Source organism: Sorangium sp. So ce321, from assembly GCF_051530195.1.
Classification (GTDB): domain Bacteria; phylum Myxococcota_A; class Polyangia; order Polyangiales; family Polyangiaceae; genus Sorangium.
The window spans coordinates 2,060,372-2,077,263 of sequence record NZ_CP150329.1; the positions used below are offsets into that span (position 1 = coordinate 2,060,372).

A 16,892-nucleotide genomic window follows, 5' to 3' on the forward strand; every position below is an offset into this window, starting at 1 on the left:
GGACGTATGAACGGGCCGGGCGATAGAGCCCCGAAATTGGCATCAACGCGGGAGCCGAGCCGGTTAACGACGTCGAAGGCTACCGCACCCCTCCGAAGAATGGACGTGGAGAGGGTGCTCCCGCCGGGGTCCCAGGAGTTCGGCACGTTCAGAGAGTCATTCGCACGGAAGCTGGGAGATCTCGAAGGTGCCTCGCCGTCTGTGGTGGGTGGCAGGCAGCCGCGGGAAAGCGACAAGCGACAAGCCGCGGCGGTAGCCTTCGAGAAGTCGGACGAGGCCATAGTACCGAGGAGATCGGCGAAGACGTGGGTAACGCCCGTCGAGTCGATGGAGGGAAGGGCCGAGGCCAAGGGACAGTCCGCTGCACGAAACGCGCTCCCGACACAGAGCGGGGACGGCGCGCCTACGACCCTGCAGCGGATACGGCAGCGAGCGAAAGGAAGACCAGAGGGCAGATGGACCAACCTGTTCGGTCACCTTCGGGAACCGCTCCTCTTGCAGGCGTATCACAGCCTGCGCCGGGGAGCGGCGACCGGGGTGGATGGGGTCACCTGGGAAGCGTATGGCGAACGTGTCGACGAGCGCCTTCGGGACCTGGTAGATCGCCTCCACAGTGGCCGATATCATCCGCAGCCGGTGAGACGGGTGGAGATACCGAAGGAGAACGGTAAGACTCGCCCGCTCGGCGTTCCGGCGCTGGAGGATAAGATCGTCCAGCAGGCGGTGAGATGGCTGTTGGAGCCCATCTACGAGGCCTGGTTTCTCGGGTTCTCGTACGGGTTCCGGCCGAAGCGCTCGGCGCACGACGCGCTCGATGCGTGGGGGACGGCCATGTACAGGAGGGTCAACTGGGTGCTCGACGCAGACATCCTGGCGTTCTTCGACACCATCGGCCATGGGTGGATGCAGAAGTTCGTCGAGCACCGGATTGGGGATAGACGTCTGGTTCGTCTTCTGTTGAAGTGGATGAAGGCAGGCGTCATGAAGGACGGCGAGCTCCACGAGGTGAAGGAAGGAACGCCACAGGGTGGGGTCATCAGCCCGCTTCTGGCGAACATCTACCTCCACTACGTGCTCGACCTGTGGGTCCAATCCTGGAGGAAGAAGCATGCGTTCGGCGACGTGTATGTCGTGCGCTATGCGGATGACCTGGTGATGGGCTTCCAGCGCGAGCGGGACGCGCGAGCGATGCGGGAGGCCTTATCCGACCGCATGGCGAAGTTCGGCCTGAAGCTGCACCCGGAAAAGACCCGGGTGCTGGAGTTCGGGCGGTACGCCCGGGAGGATCGCGCGCGTCGCGGGCTGGGGAAGCCTGAGACGTTCGAGTTCCTTGGGTTCCTGCACATCGCCGCGAAGGATCGGCAGGGTAGGTTTCAACTCCGACGCCACACGTCCGGGAAGAAGATGCGGGCGAAGCTTTCCCATATCAAGGACGAGTGCCGGAAGAGGCGACATGCACGCGTAGTGGATCAACATGCCTGGTTACGACGGGTCGTCGTCGGGCACGCCAACTACTACGCGGTCCCGACGAACACCGACGCATTGAAGCGGTTCCACTACGAGGTGGAACGTCTCTGGTATCGTTCGCTCGCGCGACGGAGCCAGCGCGGTCGGTGGCGTCCGGGCCAAATCAGCCGCTTCGCCGAGCGCTTTCCACTTCCTACGCCCACAATCCGGCACCCCTGGCCGACAGAGCGCTTCGCTGCTCGAATTGCCCAAGGTGGGAGCCCGGTGCGGGAAATCCGCTCGCCGGGTTCTGTCCGGGGGGCCACCTGAAAAGGTGGTCCCTACCGGAACGGCGGACACAACGGCCTGTCGGACAATTCCTGCACCGCACCCGCCAGGGAGCGGCGGCCGCTTGCAGCGGAAACGGTGGACGAACTGTTGCTGGCCGCCATCACGACGCTGAACCGACTGCGCCCGCCCCCGCCGGGCATCTGCGTCTCGTACGATTCCCGACCCTCAGCTGAGCGCCTGCGCAGCTGGCCATGTTGACGCCGGGAGCGCGCCCGATTATCCTGCTGGCATGAACTACCAGCAGTTAATCACGATCGAGCCAGGCAAGCGCGGCGGTAAGCCGTGCATCCGCGGGTTGCGGATTACAGTGACTGACGTTCTGGAGTATCTCGCTTCTGGCATGTCGGTAGAGGAGATCCTTGCCGACTTTCCGGATCTGACTGCGGAAGACGTGCGTGCCTGCCTGGCGTTCGCGGCCGACCGAGAGCGTAGGCTTTGGGCGGTGCCGCCGACGTGAAGCTGCTGTTCGATCAGAACCTGTCGCATCGGCTCGTCGCCTTGCTGGCGGAGCACTATCCCGCATCCGTTCATGTCCGGAATGTCGGGCTCAGCGCTGCCGATGATCAAGTCGTCTGGAGCTTTGCCGCCCAGAACGGATTTACAATTGTTTCGAAGGACTCAGACTTCCAGCAGCGGGCATTCCTCTACGGCCATCCGCCCAAGATAATATGGGTGCGCCTAGGGAACTGCACGACAGCCGCAGTTGCAGCCTTGCTCCGAGCGCGGTACGACGACGTGCTCGCCTTCGAAGCGGACCCGACGGCAGCCTTCCTCGTGCTGTCTTGATTGGCTGAGGAGCAGCCCAACAAGGCGCTGGTGCCGACGCCGCTTCGCGGCGTGGCACGCCGCCAAATCGTTAGGCAGACCAGTTCGCCCACCGGACGTGGCGCGCGCTCGCGAACCAAGGTCGCCGGATTTCGCCTGCTTGACCGGGGTGCAGGGGACGAAATGGGGAGTCAAATGACCTCGAACGTCGAACGACCGACCTCGCCAGCGCCAGCAACGTCGACCAGCTTAGTCGAGTTCCTCCCCGAGGACCTGCGCGAACCAACGCCGCGACGGTTTGCGACCTGCCGCCATGCACGTCCCGAGATCGAAAATTGCCTTGGAACGGTGCTCCTGCTGGTCATCATCGTGGTCGGTGGCTTTTGGGGCGACGCGCATGGCTACGAGCTAGCTCGCTATGGTCTGGTCGCAACGGTGCCGTTGTTTTTCTTCTTCGTATACACGACGTTCAACCTGGTTCACGCCTTGCGGCTCGCGATGGGCGGCGTGCCATTGCCCGCGACGATCAGCGACGGCACGGTCCGCAGGCCCCACGGGACGCTCCAGGTCTGGCGCGTGTCAACGGAGGTCGGCATGGTGAGCATTCAAGCGACGGGTCCCGCAGTGCCTGGCATGGTCGCGCTCGTCCTCGGAAAGCAGATTGGGGTGTATCACCCGGGCCCGCTACGCCGCGGCATCCACACACGCCGCATCTTGTGACGCAGTTCGCCTGGATCGTTGGAGTTGCTACTGCACACCCTGTGAGCTGTCCCTACAACTGTTGCTCTACTTTGGCGGACGACGGGTGTGCGAGGCTGCCTGACGAGCCGCTGCACCTGACAACCGTGCTGCGCGTACAGGTCATCGCTGCCCAGGCCGTGGTGAATGCCACGGCCGGTTGTCGTGCTTCGGTGCTGGCCTCGTCGTGTTACAGTTGGCGACCGGTTGCAGGTTAGCGCCGGGGTTAGGCCGCTCACGCGCCAGAATGCTCGACCTCCTTGTCTCTGCTGCAGCGAGCAGCCGCCCGATGGTGTCGTGGGCGATGCGAGCCGCCTCGACGTCGCCCGCGGCCAGCGCCGCTCCGGCCGGCACTACCCGCCGCGGCGAACGCGCTCGGCGGCGAGGTCAATGACGCCGCCCGCGTCGGCCCCCTGCGCGCCGAGCAGCCGCCCGATCGTCTCGTGGGCGATGCGCGCCGCCTCGACGTCGCCCGCCGCGAGCGCGGACCCAGCCGGGGCTACCCGCCGCGCCGGGTGCGCTCGGCGGCGAGGTCGATGACGCCGGCCGCGTCGTAAGCGGCCGAGGTGTGACGCCCCGTCCACGCGTCGCGTCTCGCGCCGCGATTTGGGCGGAAATCCGCATGGATCGGGGGAGGTACGTGCTTTGCTTCCCACCGCCGTCATGAGTAACTACTTTCGTTCGCTGGTTCTCGTGGGGGCTCCTTTCATCTTCGTCGCGGGCTGCGGCGGATCGGACGGCGACACGATCGCCGAGCCCACCGCGGCGCCGGCAACCCCGTCGACTCCGGCGGAGGTAGACACCACCTATGAACAGATCGGGCGCGGCTGCGGCGACAACGGCTCCCTCGTTCGCTCGCTGACGCACGTCCCCGCGCTCACCACCAACAACCTCTGGATCGCCCCAGACAACGACGCCGCCGGCATGGCCGCGTCCAAGAACGACAATGGCTGGGGAGCGAGCGTGGGCGTCTACGAGCTCGGGTTCGAGTCGAGCGGGGACAACATGGAGAGCCGCTCCGCCGAGCAGGCCGCACGATGCGACGCGGTCAGCGAGATCTTCGACCCCGCCGGGGACGGCGCGCGGCAACGCTTCCTCAACGTCCTCGTCTACGCCGGCGATCACCCGCACGCCGAGGCGATGCCCGCCGAGGGTCTCCCCGCCGCGGTCGAGGCGCCGGTCCGCCTGAAGGGCTATCTGGACGTGGCCGCGGGCACGCGCGAGGAGATCAAAGACGGCGTCGTGTACAGGGACGCGCAGCACCAGTACCTGCCCATCTACGTTCGCTGCGAGAAGCCCATGAAGATCACCTACGAGGAGCGCCTGTTTTCGCGCGAGGAGGTCGAGGCGCTGAAGATCGACACCCGCATCTGTCGCCCCGTCGCCGAGGACGGCTACGGCTGCCTCTTCGAGCGCCCGCAGCCGATCGAGGGTGCGTGCACGTTCGTGGCGGCCGACGCGAAGTACGTGGCGACGAGCGGCGAGGAGCACAACATATCGCTCGGTGGCCGCATCGAGCGCGGCGAACAACTCAGCTACAAGATTACGGTCGACCGCTTCGGCTTCCGCTGAACGAGGGTCCTCGGTCAGGGAGCGTGACGTCGGAGCGCGTGCACGTGCACCGGGATGCGCTCGAGGGCGCACCGAGCAGCCGCCCGATCGTCTCGTGGGCGATGCGAGCCGCCTCGACGTCGCCCGCGGCGAGCGCCGCCCGCATGCCTTCCGCGAGCTGGCCGAGCAGCACCGTCCGCGGGTCCGCCGGTTTCGTCCGCGATTCGTCCGGCTCACCAGGCTTCGCGCACTTGGTTCAACGCTAACAGGCACGCTTGATCTGCCCGACCAAGCCGAGGCAGAGCGCGAGTCAGTGGGTGGTCAATGGATTAGAAGGGCGCTCACTCCCGAATAGATGCATCGTGGGGGAGCGGGGCCGAATGCCATCCAGGACGAGTCGGCCACGCCGCCGGCCGACGTCAGCACGACCGGGGGCGCGTCCGGGTACGTGTCGCAGCCGGTGACCACGGCGAGGCTGCGCCGTCGCCGCGGCACCGGGCTGGGCCGAGAGGGAGAGCGGACTCCGCGGCCTCTGGGCCTGCCGGCGCGATGGCGCGCGTCGCCTTACTGGACCTGGATCGTGAACTCGTCCACGAGGCGGCCGTCCACGTCCTTGAAGTACGCTGTCGCGCGCTTCGGGTCCCCGCTGACGTTGAACCGGATGAACAGGGCGCCGTAGTCGGCGGTGCCCGACATCAAGGTTCCGTTCTTCACCCACTTGTTGCTCGCGATGTACGATGCCCACCAGGTGTCGTCGTCGTGGCTGGCCGCCTCGTAGTCGCGGAGGCCCACGCCGCCGAGGCCCGACACGAACACGAAGCTCCGGTTCGGGGCGAGCTCCACCAGGTTGAAGGCGCCGGTCTTGCCGTGGCCGGTCCCGGCGTTGCCCACGTCGGTGAGGGTCAGCGTGCGCGAGTAGGAGTGCTCGTGCCCTGTCGCGACGATCGCGCCGGCGCTCATGCACTCCTGGTAAGCGCTCCAGCCGACCTCGTTCGACTTCCCGCCGACCTGCATGTCGTGCTGGTTCTTGTGCCAGGCGCACACCGACCAGATCGAGTTGTCGTTGGCGAGCGAGTCGTGGATGAAGTTCACCTGGTCGGACGCGTTGGCGGCGCAGGTCGAGCGGAGCTCGCCCGTCCCGATGCAGGACTCGACGATGTGCAGCCCGCGGAAGTTGCACGTCGCCTTGACGCCGAGCTCGCCGGTGCAGTTCATGTCCGGCACGCGCGCGTGGCGCGCCTGGATGTAGCTGGCGTACCCGCTGGCGCCGCCCCACGCCGCGGCGTCGTGGTTGCCGATGACGGCAAAATAGGGGTAGTTCGCGCCGAGGATTGCGTTGATGCGGCTCTCCCAGGCGGCCGGGTTGCTGGCGTAATCGAAGTCGCCGTTGTGGATTGTCGCGACGGCGCCCTCGTCCTTGATCAGCTCGAGGACCGCATCCGCGTTGCTGTTGTTCCCCTGGTCACCGATGAAGGCGACGAGGAGCCCTGGGTCGGTCGAGGGGCCGGTGCCGCTCGATTCGCCGTAGGTGATCGTGAGCTTGGGCCGCTGCGCCACGGTGGCGTGCTCCGAGGAGGCGAAGTCGATGCCGTCCGTGTTCGACGGGCTCGCGATGAGGATGCCCTCGTTGGACGTCCCGTTGACCCACGCCTGGACGAGCGCCACGCCGGCCGCGTTCAGCGTGATCGTCTTCGAGCCGGCGCTGCCGGTGACGCTGCCGACGAGGCTGCCGCGATCGGTCGCGCCCAGCGCGCCCGCGGTGGCCCACGTCGTCGTGCCGGTCGCGTTGTTCCAGGTGACCGCGGACTCGCTCCACGCGCGCTTCACCTCGTAGAGGTTGTACGTGTTCGAGGAGCCGTCCGTGGCCTGGAGGGTGATCGACGCCGACTGGACGGTGCTCCCCGCGGGGATGCCGGAGAGGGTCCATTTCAGCAGGCAGGACTTGTCCACGCCCGAGCCGTCGTCGCCGTCGGCCTCGCACGTCGTCGCGGCGCCGAAGTTCGTCGTCGCGGCGCCCTGCTTGATCGTCGCGTCGGTGGAGCCGGCGTACGACGAGCTCGGGAGCGACCCCTGCTGGAAGGAGACCGTGGTCAGCGCCTGCTGCGCCTCCGAGACCTCCTCGAGGTCGTCCTCTGCTCCGCAGGCGTTGACGACCGCGATCGCCGGGAGGGCGGCGCAGAGGACGCCCCTCGACAGCCGGGACCAGCCCGTCATGAGCCGCTCGTGTACGGGTGATTCAGCTCGCGCGCGCGAATTCTGCATGAATGCGTGCCTTCTTTCTTCTGGAGTCGGACGTTGAGGTGAGCGTTGCGCGAGCAAGCTATGGGAAGAGCTGCTGAGCAAACCCCACGTTTCGGTGATGATTCTGTTTCTTTCCCATGGTCGCGGCGTCGCAGCGCCGCGACGGAGATGACCTGTCCGCGCCGTCGACGCCGGTGACCAGGCCGCCCGGGGAGCATCGAGTCCCGAGCGGCGCGGCGCTGGTGTCATGAAGCAAGGGGGAGAGGGCGAGGGACGGCGCGGCCGCCGGCGAGAGCGGCGACAGGGAAGCGGAAGGGGAGGAGGTGAGTCTGTGGGGCCCGCGCGGGTCAGGGGCGCGCGCGGCGCGTGCGGCGTCTCAGTAGAGATCTCCTGTGCACTCGACGGCGAAGCTCCCCGAGGCGTCTCGCGCGCAGGCCGGCGCGCTGGAACACCCGCCCTTGCCAGGGGCGCTGGCCGCCAGGGTCACGCAGTCGCAGGACGGCTCTGCCACGCAGGACGACGGTATCTCTTTGCACGACCGCTGCGTCGGCATCTTGAAGAGCTCGACGTGAGGATCCTCGACGATCCGGCAATACTCGACGTCCGACCTGCAGAAATAGCTGCCGCAGGCGGATGTCCCGGGCGGCGCGGCGCCGGCGCACTCCTCGCCGCCGCCGATGCTCACGCCGGCGCGCGCGGCCTCGCAGGCGTTCGGGTAGACGCGCCCGTCGCAGGCGCAGACCTGCGTGGGCGTGGCCGTGTCGCACGACGCGGGGCGCTGCTGGCACACACCGTAGTTCCCGGGGACGACGCCTCCCTCGCCACAGTCGCCCGGCGGGTAGACGCAGTACTGGTCCGCGGCGCACGTCTCCGAGCCGCACGACCCAGGCTCCGCGGATCCCTCCGCGCCATCGCCTGGACCGCACGCCGCGAGCAGCGCGGCGAGGGCCGCGGCGCCCGCGACCGCCGCCGCGCCGTGCCTGCTCCGGTGCCTCTCGTGGTGCCGCGCTGACCGTCGCCTCTCTCTCCTCGCCGGCAGGCTCATGCCTCCTCCTCCTCTCACGCACACACGATCATCGGCCGAGCCCGGACAGCGCAGGACCGCGCGCGGGAGCGGCGCCGCGTCTCTCGAGTCTTCTCTGCTCCCTGCACGGGTACAGCGAACCGGATCGAGAAAGACGCCAAGACGCCAGGGACGCCAGGAGAATGAGCAAAGAGAAAGGGAAAGAGAAGCTAGCTGACGGCTCTCCTGGAGTCCCTGGTGCCCGGCTCCCGAGGCATCCCCTCAAATTCTCGGAAAAATTCACAGGGAGGCGGGGAGACGGGGAGTGAAATCTTCAAAATCCTCCCCGTCTCCCCGCCTCCCTGTTCAATTTCTCCGCTGGAAATGGCTGCAGAATGAGGGGATTCCCCAGGCCCGGCTCGTGTCGTTCTCGTCTGGGCACCGCTATAGAGGAAGCGGCCGCCCGGGTGTGCAACAAGTCGGTGTCGGGACAGGGGCGGAGACTTCGCGCTGAGTGCCAGTCGGCGATGTGGCCATGAGGTGCGCGGGGGCGCTGGCGAGCGATGCTCGTCGGAGGGCGCTGCGTCGACCGCGGGTGCGTGCCGCCACGAGGCGATCGCCGCGCGCCCCGCTCATCGGGTCAGTCGATGTCGGGCCGCAGGCTGCCCATGCCGATGGCCCACGCCATCGTGTAGCGCGCGTTGATCTCGCAACGAGGGTTCCAGCGCAGCGCGCCGCGCTCGTCTTCCCAGCGGAAGGCGTCGATCCCGAAGGGCCCGAAATAGCCGGCGCCGGCGAGCGCCTCTCCCGACTCGAGCGCGGCCTCGACGAGCCGCCGGCGCTCGTCGCCGTCGAGATCGCCGCCTTCGGCGAGGGCGGCCCCGAGGTACGCGCCGTTTCCGTCGCAGCGCTGGACGCACGGGGCGCCGAGGCGCACCGCGCCGCCGCGGGCGACGTGGCCGTGCAGCGAGAAGTCGCCGCGGCGCTCGACCCAGGGCTCGACCTGCAGGCCGCTGTCCGGGGAGGCGGGGTCGAGCGACGCGACGGCCCAGGGCCGCGCGTCGGGCGGCAGGGCGCCGCGGGCGACCCGGCGCCGGCCGCGTCCGGCGAACCCGAACGGCCGCTTGAGCAGCCAGTGGCCCGTCGGCGTGGGCTCCGCGATGGCGACCTCGAGCTCGGTCATGGATACGAGGTAACGCGCCCCGGGCAGCGTCTGGCCGAGGTCCGCGCAGAACCTCCGGTGGTTGACGCGACGGAGCACGTCGAGCGCCGGCGCCTCCGCCGCGGCGACGCCGGCGCGGCCGAGGAGGCGCAGGGCGCGCGGTGTGGGGCACCACGCGCGGCCGACGAGCGGGACCCCGGGCGGGGCCGGCGGCACGAGCGGCGAGGGCAGGGCAGGGCTGAGCACGACGTCGCCGGGGCGCAGCAAGGCCGAGACCCGGCCGGCGAGCTCCGGGGCGCGGCCGGAGACCGCGGCGCGCGGGGTGTACCCCGCGGGGCGCGCCAGCTCCTCGTCGGCGTCGAAGTTCAGGACCCAGGCGCTCGCTCGGTCCATGAGGCCAGGGCGTCGAGGAACGGCTCGGGGAGCCCCGAGCGGCTGCGGTCGCGGCGGTTCATCGGCTCGCCCCGCATGAGCAGCGGCGAGAGGGGCGGCGGGATGTGGCGGACCCAGGTGTCGAAGTCGATCGGGCCGCCCCGCGGCGAGCCTTCGCTCGGGTCTCGCGGCGCGCCCTCGCTGTTCGCCGGCGCGCCCTCGCTCTGCCCCGGCGGCGCCCCGCGCGCGGCGTTCCCGCTCGCCTGCGTGAAGCGGCGGAACCAGCGGACCCCGAAGCGCACGTGCGGGATCTCCTCGGCGCAGACCCGCTCGGTGAGCGCGGCGCCCTCGACGTCGCCGATGGCGCGGAAGCGCTCGGCGAAGCGCGCCGTGTGGTCGAGGTTGCCTCCCTCGAGGCCCATCCCCATCACCGCCACGAACTGCGCGGGCGACGCGGCGGCGGGCACCCGCGACCAGAACCAGTCGCGTACGGGGAACTCGCCGAAGCGGTGGCCGAGCGCGGCGAGGTAGCGGGCGTAGAGCTGCATGTGGCGCACCTCGTCGAGGGCGATCCGGACGAGGCCGCCGCGGAAGGCGCGCGGCGTCTCCGGGAAGGCGAGCACCGCCCAGGCCATGAGCTCCGCGGCCTGGAGCTCGTGGTGCAGGAACGCATGGAAGAGCTGCGCGCGGCGCGCGGGGTTGCGCAGCGCCTCGGGCCCCGGGCTCTTCTGGGCGCGCGCCGAGATGCGCAGCGTGGCGGGCCGTCCAGGTCGCTCGATGCGGCGCGGCGGGGGCGGCGCGGCGTCCGACTCCCAGGCGGAAGGCACGGGCGGCGGAGCGAGCTTGTGCTCGAGGTCGGTCGAGAGGATGTAGTCCCAGGCCCAGCGCTCGACGGTGCCCGGCGGAGGCGCGTCGCTGGGCGGTGCGGTGAGGGGCTGCATGGCGGGCGCGGCGGTGCGGGGCGGCGCTGCTCTCCTACCACAGCTCTGACGTGCCCGCGCGCGGCTGCCGCGCGCATCGCGCAAGCCCGTCGCCCCCATCGCCACCAGCGGCCACCAGCGGCCGCCCGCCGCCTTGCGAGCCGCGGCCCGCCGCATGCGAGCCATGCCCGCGCGCGCCCGGGGCCCGGGGCCCGCGCGCGCCGCCGAGTCGTCGCGCCGTCGCCGGCCGCCCTGTCACGTTGACAAAGGCCTCCGCGCGGAGGCGACATTTTGCCGGGGAATAAACCAGAACATCGACAGTTGCCCGGGAGAAGGCCGATCGCGGAGGGTGGCTTACGCCTTGCTCTGACCCCTGCTCGGAGGAGATCGCATGAAGGCGGAGCGGCGTTCCCAGGCGGTCGACAGGAAGCGCGAGGAGCAGACGGTGCTGGTCATCGGGGGCAGCGGGGGCATGTCCAGCCGCTACCGCGATGTGGTCGAGAAGCACGGCTGGTCGCTGCGCCACTACGAGAACCGCGTGCCGCCGGGCGCGCGCCACGGCGTCGGCAGGATCGCGCTCATCGTGATCATGGTGACGATGGTCTCGCACGCGCTGCGCGACCAGATGCAGAGCCTCGCTTCGGAAGGCGCGCCCGTCGTCTACCTGCGCAGCGCCTCGGTCTCCGCGCTGCGGACCGCCCTCGAGCAGCGGGCCGGCTGACACCGCGTCAATCCTCCGCGGCCGGGGAGAACCGCCCCACCCGTCGTCCGCCGCCGAGCGCTCCTCCTTTTATTCCCGTCAACTCCTGATCAGCCCCTCTGGGCCTGTCTGTCCCGGGCTCCCTCGGCCACGGCCGACCTGGCTCGCCGCGCGACGGCGTGTCCTTCCGCGCTCGCGCGCCTCGCACCAGGACACGCTGGCGCGGCACGCGGCGCGCGCGACGGGAGCCCAGCCATCGAGTCGGCTGGATGCATGCCTGTCGTGCGCGAGCGCCGGTGCCCGTCGCTCGCCCGGGCCCGCGCGCGCTCCGCCGCTGCGACTGCGCTCTCCATGTCACGGTGACATGGACCTTCGCGCCGGGAGGACAATTTGCCCAGGAATAGAGCGTGAACTCGATGTTTGCGCTGGAAATGGCGCGCCGCGGAGGGTGGCTTGCGCCTTGCTCAAGCGAGATCGCATGAAGGCGGAGCGTCGTTCTCAGGCGGCAGACAGGAAGCGCGAGGAACAGACGGTGCTGGTCATCGGGGGCAGCGGGGGCATGTCGAGCCGCTACCGCGATGTGGTCGAGAAGCACGGCTGGTCGCTGCGCCACTACGAGAACCGCGTGCCGCCGGGCGCGCGCCACGGCGCGGGCAAGGTCGCGCTCATCGTGATCATGGTGACGATGGTCTCGCACGCGCTGCGCGACCAGATGCAGAGCCTCGCGTCGGACGGCGCGCCCGTCGTCTACCTGCGCAGCGCCTCGGTCTCCGCGCTGCGGAGCGCCCTCGAGCAGCGCGCCGCCCTCGAGCAGCGCGCCGCCTGACCAGCGGCAGCGGGCGCCACGCCGCCTTCAGCGCACGCCGACGAGGCGCTGCATGAGGCGCTGGAACTCCGGGACCGAGAGGTTGATGTGCTCGACGACGCGGCCGTAGAGCGTGGCCGTGGGCACGTTGCGGCCGGCGAACTCCTTCTCGAGCTCGGAGAGCTGCCACACGATGATGCGCTCGGCGCGCGTCAAGCCGTCGCGCACATCCGGTAGATCATCGAACGGGGATCGCCTCGAGGACATGTGCTCGCTCCTAGCAGGCCCGCGCCGCCGCGCGAACTCGTGCTGCCGGCCCTCGGGCCTCGCGGAGGCGTCACGCCCCCTCAGCCCCGGCCCGCGATCTAGTGTTACTGGAATTTTGCGAAGCCAGCGCCCGGGGCAGAGCCCCTGGTGTCTCGTCACGTCCACACAGGATGACCACAGGGGACCATGTGGTGACCTCTCGCTTCGTGTCCTCGGATCTGACCCATCCGCGATGGGCGCCGTGATACCCGTGTAGGTCGGGGGATTCAGGGCAAGGCTCGGTCCCCGATGCGCCCCGGTGGGGCGTACAAGACCTGAGGAGGGACCATGCGCCGTCTCGGCAAGGTTGGCTTGTTCTATCCGTTTGGCCTGTTGCTGGGCTGTGTGCTGCTACCCGACGCAGCGCGCGCGGCCCCCACGGGGATCACCTACACCATCGGCCACGCTGACTGCGGCAGCACGATCCCCGGCCCGGATCAGGCCGACATCGACGCCGACGGCGTGGGCGACGCGTGCGACAACTGCCCGGCGACGCCGAACCCCGGCCAGGAAGATGGCGACGGGAACGGCCTCGGCGACGCGTGCGACGCGTGCGACGCGCTCGGGGAGTGGGCTTATGACGTGGACGCCGATGGGATCTGCGAGCCGGCGGATAACTGCTCTCACGCCCCCAACCCCGACCAGGTGGACAGCGACGGCGACTGGTTCGGCGACGCGTGCGACTGGTGCGTGGGACAGGGCCGGTACGACAGCGACGCCGATGGCGTCTGCGACGAGGTGGACAACTGCCATCTTCACAACCCGGACCAGGTGGACAGCGACGGCGACGGGGTCGGCGACGACTGCGAGGTCGTATGCACGACGATCCAGCGCGACGTCGGAGGCGAGGTGACGGACGCGACCGTCTGGCAGCGGTACCCGCACCACAACGATGGGAGCTCGTCATACACCCACACGGGCCTGAAGCAAGGCGACCCGAAGATGGCGCTGGTCCGCTTCGAGCTCGGCTTCATCCCGCCCGGCTCGACCATCGAGTCCGCCACGTTCGGCACGAGGCTCTACAGCTCCGGCACGAACGAGATCCGGGCGCACCGCATCACGGCCTCCTGGGACGAGACCGAGGTCACCTGGAGCAGCTTCGCGGGCAGCTACGACCCGGCGATCGACGCCACGCTCCTCGGCGCGCCCGACGCGACGGGGGCAGCGGACCTGACCGCGCTCGTCCAGGCGTGGGTCGACGGCGTGCACCCGAACCACGGCTTCGTCCTGGAGGAGGACCCGACGGCGCTCACCGCGTACCGCTCGAGCGAGCACGCGAACACCGGCGACCGTCCCTGGCTCGAGGTCTGCTTCTACTGAAGCCGCCCAGCGCGATCACTGCACGACGCCGAGGACGCGCTGCTGCCGCGCGAGCTCCGCCGCGTTCTTGAGCGCCTCGAACAGCTCGCGCGACGCGGGCAGCCCCCGGATGACGAGCTCGGGGTCGCTCGCGTCGCGCGTGAACACGCGGATCTCGGCGATGTCGAGCAGCCGCTCCATGAAGGTCTGGCGAAGATCGATGTCGTGCACCCGCCAGAGCTGGAGGGTCTCGACCCGCCGCGTGAGCAGGCCGGCCTCGTAATCGATCGTGCGGTCGGTGATCTTGTAATGGAGGCTCTTGCGCTTCCAGTGCAGGATGCCGAGCCACACGAGGCCCACCAGCACGAGCGAGAGCACGCCCGCCGCGACGTAGGACCAGAACCACGCCTTCCAGCTCGGCGTCCCCTCGAAGATGACGCGCGCCCCGCCCGGCGAGGGGGCGAGCGCGCTGCCCGCGTGGGCGAGCGCGCCGGAGGCGTGGGCGAGCGGCGCGCCGGTGACCGCGGTGGTCACAGGCGCTCGCTCCTCCAGCATGCTGCCGCAGAAGCGGCACTTGATCGCGGCGTCCTGGATCTGCTCCGCGCAGAAGGGGCAGGGTTTCACGCGGGCGATTGTAGTACGTCGCCCGCGGGCCGAAAGCAGCGATTGCATTCGCCGGTGCCCCTCGTCAGGATCTGCCCGGCAAGCGACGCGCCAGGCGCCGGTCGCCCGGTTGGAGTGATCTCGATGAGCAACGTCAAGGGCAACGCGCTGGGGGGGTTCAAGAGCTTCGTGGCCGCTCAGCACGGCGCCGCCGGCGTGGACCGGTGGCTGGAGTGCCTGAGCCCGGAGGACGCCGCGCGCGTGGGCGGCATCGTCCTGCCGCACGGCTGGTATCCGGTGAGCCTCTGGAACAGCCTCGTCGATCGCTATGTGGCGCTGTACGGCGACGGCAATCCGCAGAGCTTCCGGCCCGTGGCCAACGCGATCGCCGAGGAGGACCTGCAGCGGTTCTTCACGGTGCTGCTCAAGGCCGCGTCTCCCCATACCGTGCTGCAGCGGTCGGCCTCGCTCTGGGAGCGCTACTTCGACGCGGGCACGATGGAGGGGGTCGAGGTCGCCGAGAGGCGCTACACCGTCCGACTCACCGCGTCGCGGCTCCCGGACCGCGGCCCCGGGCCGGTCACCTGCGCGGTGGGCGTGCCGGCATGGCAGGATCGGATCATGGCCCGCCTGGGCGTCCGGGAGAGCCGCACCCTGCATGTCCGCTGCCGCTTCCGCGGCGCCAAGGCCTGCGAGTTCGACGTGTCGTGGTCGTGATCGGGCCCCGAGGGCACGCCCCATACAGCGCCTGTCCGGCCTCGCTTCTCTCGCTTACTCGCGCGGCGGCAGCTGGGCGTGGGGCGTCGGCATGGCCAGGGCGGGCGCCGGCCGCTGGAACACGCGCTGGAGCGCGGCGGCGGCGGCGTGATAGCCGCACATGCCATGGACGCCGCCGCCGGGCGGCGTCGAGCTGGAGCAGAGATAGAGTGAGGGGTTGGGCGTCGAATAGGGGCTGAGGCTCGCGATCGGGCGCGCGAAGATCTGGAGCCAGTCGTTGGCGCCGCCGGCGATGTCGCCGCCGACGTAGTTCTCGTTGTAACGCTGCCAGTCGCCGGGCGTGTAGACGAAGCGGGCGCGCACGAGATCGCGGAACCCCGGGGCGAAGCGCTCCAGCTGCGCCTCGATGCGCGCGCTCATGTCGACCGGGCAGCCGGGGGGTACGTGGCAGTAGACCCAGGCGGTGTGCTTGCCGGCGGGGGCGCGCGTGTCATCGAACAGGCTCTGCTGCGCCACGAGGCAGAAGGGGCGCTCCGCGGGCGTGTCGCCGGCGAGCGCCCGCTCGGAGGCCACCATCTCGTCGAGCGTGCCCCCCAGGTGCACCGTCGCCGCGCGCGCGGCGGCTGGGGCCTTCCAGGGGATGGGGCCGTCGAGGGCGTAGTCCATCTTGAACACGCCGGGGCCGTGGCGGAAGCTCTCGAGGCGGCGGCGGAAGCCCGCCGGCAGCCGGTCGCCCGCGATGCGCGCCATGGCCGCCGGGGTCGTGTCGAACAGGTAGGCGCGCGCCTCGGGGAGCTCGTCGAGCGACGCCACCCTGCGGCCCGTCTCGATCTCGCCGCCGCGCGCGCGCAGGATGGCGGCCAGCGCGTCCATGAGCGCCTGCGAGCCGGTGCGCACCACGGGCCAGCCGACCGCGTGCGCCGCGAGCGCGAGCACGAGGCCGAACGAGGCCGAGAACAGCGTCTCGAGGGGCAAGAAGGAGTGCGCCGCGCAGCCGCCGAACAGCCCGCGCGCGGCGTCGCCGCGGAACGTGTCGCGCGCGAGCCCGTCCGCCGAGCGGATGGCCGAGAGGCCGAAGCGCGCGAGCAGGAGCGGGTGGCGCGGCGGGATGGGGAGCGGGCCGAGCAGCTCGCCGAACAGCGCGCCCTCGGGCGTGAGGAGCGGGGAGAACATGTCGCGCCAGGCCGCGGCGTCCTCCTCGCCCAGCGTCTCCGCCATGCGATCGAGATCGGGATAGAGCAGGCCGACCCTCCCGTCGGGCAGCGGGTGCGCGAGCGCCGCCTCGGGGTTGATCCAGGTGACGCCGTGCTCCGCGAGCGGCAGCGTCCGCATGAAGGGCGAGATCACCGCGGTCGGGTGGATGGCGGAGCAGACGTCGTGGCGGAAGCCGGGCAAGGTGAGCTCGGCCGTGCGCGCGCCCCCACCCACGGTGTCGCGCGCCTCGATCACGCGCACCTGGAGCCCGGCCCCGGCCAGCGCGACGGCCGCGGCGAGCCCGTTCGGACCCGCCCCGATCACGACAGCATCCACGTCGACCGCCATGGGGGAGCGGGGTACCCGATCGAGGTCTGGACGGGAATAAAATAGCGCCTCATCAGGTGCAGAGAAAACCGACGTTGAGCTCCGCCATCGCGCGGGGCTCGCCGGCGCGGCGCTGGGCGAGCGGTGTCCAGGAAAAGGCGGATTGGGCGCGCCGCGCGCTCGCCCGAGAGCGCTGAGCGGCCTGGAGCCAGGAAGAACAACCCCGGAGAGCGCAGCGGATCTCTCTGGCGCGAACGGGTTTTACGGAGGAACGAACGACGGTGAGCCCGCGCGGGTGGAGGGCGGTCAGCGGGCTGAGCCGAGGTCGGGTCCGTGCCGCCCACGCGGTAACAAGGCCGCGCGTGAACCCGGACTGTGGCGTTTTTCCCCGC

At 70.1% G+C, this 16,892-nt stretch carries 16 protein-coding genes and 1 pseudogene; 9 read left to right on the plus strand and 8 right to left on the minus strand.

Annotation, left to right across the window (positions count from 1 at the left end; genetic code table 11):
• Positions 1 to 204: 204 nt before the first annotated feature.
• The 4 genes and pseudogenes from ltrA to WME89_RS07995 form a co-directional block, all read left to right on the plus strand.
• Positions 205 to 1,736: pseudogene (gene ltrA, locus WME89_RS07980) on the plus strand (group II intron reverse transcriptase/maturase); the annotation flags it as partial.
• 290 nt (positions 1,737 to 2,026) lie between these two features.
• Positions 2,027 to 2,254, plus strand: a complete 228-nt coding sequence (locus tag WME89_RS07985; protein WP_437297539.1) for a DUF433 domain-containing protein — start codon at positions 2,027 to 2,029, stop codon at positions 2,252 to 2,254.
• Complete coding sequence (locus WME89_RS07990) at positions 2,251 to 2,583, plus strand: DUF5615 family PIN-like protein (RefSeq protein ID WP_437297540.1); 333 nt, start codon at positions 2,251 to 2,253, stop codon at positions 2,581 to 2,583. Before WME89_RS07985 ends, WME89_RS07990 begins: the two co-directional genes overlap by 4 nt.
• Before the next feature lie 174 nt (positions 2,584 to 2,757).
• The gene (locus tag WME89_RS07995) at positions 2,758 to 3,282 is read left to right on the plus strand and encodes a hypothetical protein (protein ID WP_438008632.1); all 525 of its coding nucleotides are present in this window, start codon (positions 2,758 to 2,760) and stop codon (positions 3,280 to 3,282) included.
• A gap of 371 nt (positions 3,283 to 3,653) precedes the next feature.
• Here WME89_RS07995 and WME89_RS08000 read toward each other — a convergent pair whose 3' ends face one another.
• A complete protein-coding gene (locus WME89_RS08000) occupies positions 3,654 to 3,884 on the minus strand; it encodes a hypothetical protein (RefSeq protein WP_438008633.1) in 231 nt (76 codons plus the stop codon).
• A 109-nt stretch (positions 3,885 to 3,993) separates the two neighbouring features.
• Between WME89_RS08000 and WME89_RS08005 the strand changes: the two genes are divergently transcribed.
• Entirely contained in the window at positions 3,994 to 4,872 is an 879-nt protein-coding gene (locus tag WME89_RS08005; RefSeq protein ID WP_438008634.1) for a hypothetical protein, read from the plus strand.
• A gap of 543 nt (positions 4,873 to 5,415) precedes the next feature.
• On the opposite strand, the gene WME89_RS08010 is transcribed toward WME89_RS08005, so the two are convergent.
• The 4 genes from WME89_RS08010 to WME89_RS08025 form a co-directional block, all read right to left on the minus strand.
• Positions 5,416 to 7,065 carry a DNRLRE domain-containing protein gene (locus tag WME89_RS08010; RefSeq protein WP_438008635.1) on the minus strand — a complete coding sequence of 550 codons (1,650 nt, stop codon included), beginning with the start codon at positions 7,063 to 7,065 and terminating at the stop codon, positions 5,416 to 5,418.
• A 403-nt stretch (positions 7,066 to 7,468) separates the two neighbouring features.
• A complete protein-coding gene (locus tag WME89_RS08015) occupies positions 7,469 to 8,137 on the minus strand; it encodes a hypothetical protein (RefSeq protein ID WP_438008636.1) in 669 nt (222 codons plus the stop codon).
• Positions 8,138 to 8,735: 598 nt separating this feature from the next.
• The gene (locus WME89_RS08020) at positions 8,736 to 9,650 is read right to left on the minus strand and encodes a hypothetical protein (RefSeq protein WP_438008637.1); all 915 of its coding nucleotides are present in this window, start codon (positions 9,648 to 9,650) and stop codon (positions 8,736 to 8,738) included.
• Positions 9,623 to 10,570 (minus strand): DUF455 family protein, encoded by a 948-nt coding sequence (locus WME89_RS08025; protein WP_438008638.1) that lies wholly within the window; start codon positions 10,568 to 10,570, stop codon positions 9,623 to 9,625. Before WME89_RS08025 ends, WME89_RS08020 begins: the two co-directional genes overlap by 28 nt.
• Positions 10,571 to 10,940: 370 nt before the next feature.
• Here WME89_RS08025 and WME89_RS08030 point away from each other — a divergent pair, with 370 nt between their 5' ends.
• A complete protein-coding gene (locus WME89_RS08030; RefSeq protein WP_437624523.1) occupies positions 10,941 to 11,270 on the plus strand; it encodes a DUF2325 domain-containing protein in 330 nt (109 codons plus the stop codon).
• A 439-nt stretch (positions 11,271 to 11,709) separates the two neighbouring features.
• Positions 11,710 to 12,075: a DUF2325 domain-containing protein gene (locus WME89_RS08035; protein ID WP_438008639.1), complete on the plus strand. Its 366-nt coding sequence runs from the start codon at positions 11,710 to 11,712 to the stop codon at positions 12,073 to 12,075.
• Between the two features lie 27 nt (positions 12,076 to 12,102).
• On the opposite strand, the gene WME89_RS08040 is transcribed toward WME89_RS08035, so the two are convergent.
• Complete coding sequence (locus tag WME89_RS08040) at positions 12,103 to 12,321, minus strand: hypothetical protein (protein WP_438008640.1); 219 nt, start codon at positions 12,319 to 12,321, stop codon at positions 12,103 to 12,105.
• 327 nt (positions 12,322 to 12,648) lie between these two features.
• On the opposite strand from WME89_RS08040, the gene WME89_RS08045 reads away from it, so the two are divergent.
• On the plus strand, positions 12,649 to 13,680 hold the full coding sequence (locus tag WME89_RS08045; RefSeq protein ID WP_438008641.1) for a DNRLRE domain-containing protein: 1,032 nt from the start codon (positions 12,649 to 12,651) through the stop codon (positions 13,678 to 13,680).
• A gap of 15 nt (positions 13,681 to 13,695) precedes the next feature.
• Here WME89_RS08045 and WME89_RS08050 read toward each other — a convergent pair whose 3' ends face one another.
• The gene (locus tag WME89_RS08050; protein WP_438008642.1) at positions 13,696 to 14,283 is read right to left on the minus strand and encodes a PH domain-containing protein; all 588 of its coding nucleotides are present in this window, start codon (positions 14,281 to 14,283) and stop codon (positions 13,696 to 13,698) included.
• Between the two features lie 123 nt (positions 14,284 to 14,406).
• On the opposite strand from WME89_RS08050, the gene WME89_RS08055 reads away from it, so the two are divergent.
• On the plus strand, positions 14,407 to 14,979 hold the full coding sequence (locus WME89_RS08055; RefSeq protein ID WP_438008643.1) for a hypothetical protein: 573 nt from the start codon (positions 14,407 to 14,409) through the stop codon (positions 14,977 to 14,979).
• A 54-nt stretch (positions 14,980 to 15,033) separates the two neighbouring features.
• On the opposite strand, the gene WME89_RS08060 is transcribed toward WME89_RS08055, so the two are convergent.
• Complete coding sequence (locus WME89_RS08060; RefSeq protein ID WP_438008644.1) at positions 15,034 to 16,521, minus strand: phytoene desaturase family protein; 1,488 nt, start codon at positions 16,519 to 16,521, stop codon at positions 15,034 to 15,036.
• Positions 16,522 to 16,892: the final 371 nt, after the last annotated feature.

Bases quoted from the DNA above. Each gene is read 5' to 3' on its own strand.
- WME89_RS08010 (WP_438008635.1), bottom strand. From the start codon at position 7,065: ATGACGGGCTGGTCCCGGCTGTCGAGGGGCGTCCTCTGCGCCGCCCTC.
- WME89_RS07995 (WP_438008632.1), top strand. From the start codon at position 2,758: ATGACCTCGAACGTCGAACGACCGACCTCGCCAGCGCCAGCAACGTCG.
- WME89_RS08020 (WP_438008637.1), bottom strand. From the start codon at position 9,650: ATGGACCGAGCGAGCGCCTGGGTCCTGAACTTCGACGCCGACGAGGAG.
- WME89_RS08025 (WP_438008638.1), bottom strand. From the start codon at position 10,570: ATGCAGCCCCTCACCGCACCGCCCAGCGACGCGCCTCCGCCGGGCACC.
- WME89_RS08040 (WP_438008640.1), bottom strand. From the start codon at position 12,321: ATGTCCTCGAGGCGATCCCCGTTCGATGATCTACCGGATGTGCGCGAC.
- WME89_RS07985 (WP_437297539.1), top strand. From the start codon at position 2,027: ATGAACTACCAGCAGTTAATCACGATCGAGCCAGGCAAGCGCGGCGGT.
- WME89_RS08015 (WP_438008636.1), bottom strand. From the start codon at position 8,137: ATGAGCCTGCCGGCGAGGAGAGAGAGGCGACGGTCAGCGCGGCACCAC.
- WME89_RS08060 (WP_438008644.1), bottom strand. From the start codon at position 16,521: ATGGCGGTCGACGTGGATGCTGTCGTGATCGGGGCGGGTCCGAACGGG.
- WME89_RS08030 (WP_437624523.1), top strand. From the start codon at position 10,941: ATGAAGGCGGAGCGGCGTTCCCAGGCGGTCGACAGGAAGCGCGAGGAG.
- WME89_RS08055 (WP_438008643.1), top strand. From the start codon at position 14,407: ATGAGCAACGTCAAGGGCAACGCGCTGGGGGGGTTCAAGAGCTTCGTG.
- WME89_RS08045 (WP_438008641.1), top strand. From the start codon at position 12,649: ATGCGCCGTCTCGGCAAGGTTGGCTTGTTCTATCCGTTTGGCCTGTTG.